The sequence below is a fragment of the Brunnivagina elsteri CCALA 953 genome, from assembly GCF_002289455.1.
GTDB classification, from domain to species: domain Bacteria; phylum Cyanobacteriota; class Cyanobacteriia; order Cyanobacteriales; family Nostocaceae; genus Brunnivagina; species Brunnivagina elsteri.
Genome location: NZ_NTFS01000637.1, coordinates 1 through 2,439, shown reverse-complemented (window position 1 = coordinate 2,439; position 2,439 = coordinate 1). Strand labels below are relative to the sequence as shown.

The 2,439-nt window shown below is 38.4% G+C and carries 2 protein-coding genes and 1 pseudogene; all 3 read right to left on the bottom strand.

The features are described from left to right. Nucleotides 1-65: 65 nt before the first annotated feature. Nucleotides 66-497: pseudogene (locus CK510_RS29360) on the bottom strand (DUF4277 domain-containing protein); the annotation flags it as partial. 391 nt (nt 498-888) lie between these two features. Beyond that, complete coding sequence (locus tag CK510_RS29355) at nt 889-1,989, bottom strand: ABC transporter ATP-binding protein (RefSeq protein WP_095724982.1); 1,101 nt, start codon at nt 1,987-1,989, stop codon at nt 889-891. A 193-nt stretch (nt 1,990-2,182) separates the two neighbouring features. After that, nucleotides 2,183-2,439: GUN4 domain-containing protein (locus tag CK510_RS29350; protein WP_143289502.1), on the bottom strand; the 257-nt coding region annotated here is incomplete at its 5' end.

The following is a 2,439-nucleotide window of genomic DNA, read 5'->3' as shown; positions in this document are numbered from 1 at the left end:
TCAAGTCATTGCTCACCGTTGTGCTTACCTTAATGGATTAATCTTTGCTCGCTAAATAAAAAGTGGGATGCTCCCGACTCACCATGCATATGGAGAGATGATGAATCTAAGTATGATATTAATGTAGATATTTGGAATTTTTTTACTACATTTAAGCTAATTGCTAAAAATGTTGTGTCGAGTCCTTTCAAAAATAATTTATCCAGAACTCTACCAAGTTTATCATCATTTAAATACTCTGGTTTTACTCCTTCTCCTATTAAATGTTCACATGGAATTGACTCAAAATACTTTGGAAACATATATAATGGCTTAGAAACAAATCCTAATCCATTTAAAATCATTGCTTTGACAACATTTCCAGAACTCACTTTCTCTTCTTCTTCAACTCCCAATAAATCGTTAATAATTTCTACTAATCCAATTGAATCTACTATTCCTGCGACTATCCCTAAATGGTCTATATTTTGTATTTCAACATCTTTTATATTAAACATGGCAGCAGAATTCTCCTAACAATTCTGCTTTTATTTTCACATTTTTACTTTTGTCAAAAATTAATTTTTCTTAATTATTTAATATTTTTGATTCAAGGAGCTTTTTCTTTGACTACCCAATAACCACAGTAGTATTTTTGTACTTTACACTAATGCTACTAATTCTTATTAGTTCTCTTTAGCTATGCCTTATTTGTAGGCTTTATGTACTACTTTCTCAATATTTTGTTGATGTGTGACAGTTAGGGTGCGGAATGTGGGTTATTAGTAATTACATGCGATCGCGCAAGTAGATGTTCTGATGTGGATATCCAAGCAATTAAATAGTACATGAATATTTCATTAAAATATAACCTTCCCAATTTGGGGAGGTTTTGTATATATTAGTCAATTAAAATGAAGGATATAATTTATCCCCAGTGGCAGTATCAAACACAAACAAATAATCTAAATCCAATGCTAAATTTAATATTTCCCCTGGATGGGGATGGACATTGCCAGCAGCTTGAATATTGATAGTTTCCGTCGAACCAGCTAAACCTGCGCGAATTAAAGTTTCCCTTCCCAATGGTTCTACAACTTTCACCTCAACGGAGATTAGGGAATTAGAAGAATTAGAAGAATTAGAAGAAATGGTAATATATTCGGGACGAATACCTAAATCAACCTGCTTTCCTGTTGGTAAATTAAACTTACCTTTCATCTGTAGTGGAACTGGTAAAATCTGACCGAAAACATCAAACCCGTTAGCCGTAAACTTCGCTGGTAAAATATTCATCGGTGGATTACCAATAAAAGTTGCCACCATGCGATTTGTCGGCTGGTTGTAAATAGTCTGTGGTTCGCCAATTTGCTGAATTTGCCCGCCATTCAGCACCACAATTTTATCAGCTAAGGTCATTGCCTCTACTTGGTCGTGGGTGACATATACCGTAGTATTACGGAGGGCTTGGTGTAGTTGTTTTAACTCAGCTCTCGTATCGTCCCGTAATTGAGCATCAAGATTTGATAACGGTTCGTCGAGCAAAAACACCTGAGCTTGTCGTGCGATCGCTCTTCCTAATGCTACCCGTTGTTGTTGTCCCCCGGAAAGTTGTTTGGGTTTACGGTCTAATAAATGTTCCAATGAAAGCGATCGCGCAACTTCTCCAACCCGTTGTTGAATGAGTTTCGGGTCAATTTTCCGCATTTTCATTCCAAATGCAATATTTTCCGCAACCGACATGTGGGGGTACAGTGCATAATTTTGAAATACCATTGCCACATCGCGCTGACGTGCGGGAATGTTATTTACTAACTGTTCCCCGATGTAAAGATTTCCCGATGTTGCGTTTTCTAACCCGGCAATTGTCCGAAGAATCGTAGATTTCCCACAACCTGATGGTCCCACCAAAACCCAAAATTCGCCATCGGGAATTTCAAAGGTGATGTCTTCTATTGCCGTAACATTGTTAAAGCGGCGTTTGATGCTTTCAAGACGAACGTTTGCCATTTTCCGATTTTGGGAGTAGGGGTGGGGAAATTTCCTGCACCTTAGCTTTTAAATTGTACCGAAGATGGTTTACTTTTAAGACTATCTAATTTTTGTTTCACGCGGAGGCGCAGAGGCGCGGAGAGGAGTGGGATAATATTTGTGAGTTTTGCGATCGCTAGATACTCAGATTCGTGAAACATTCAGTAACTAACTATTTCCAAGCTGGATGGGCAAACAATGAAGCAATTACCCGCACACCTCGCAACTGGTTTGACAGGGGTAAATGACCTCTAGGTGCATTCAAAGCCCAAGTAAAGGCATTTGGGTAGCGTGTCCAGTTGTTACCATCTTTCCAGCCAATTTTTGTCCAGAGATTATCCCAGATTTTACCCTGTCCCAGCCAAATTTCCCGTTGTACCGAAAAGCCAAACTTGCCCTCGGAATGGACTAACCATAATTTATTGATGG

Excerpts from the sequence above, each read along its gene's own strand:
- CK510_RS29355 (WP_095724982.1), bottom strand. The coding sequence starts at position 1,989 with ATGGCAAACGTTCGTCTTGAAAGCATCAAACGCCGCTTTAACAATGTT.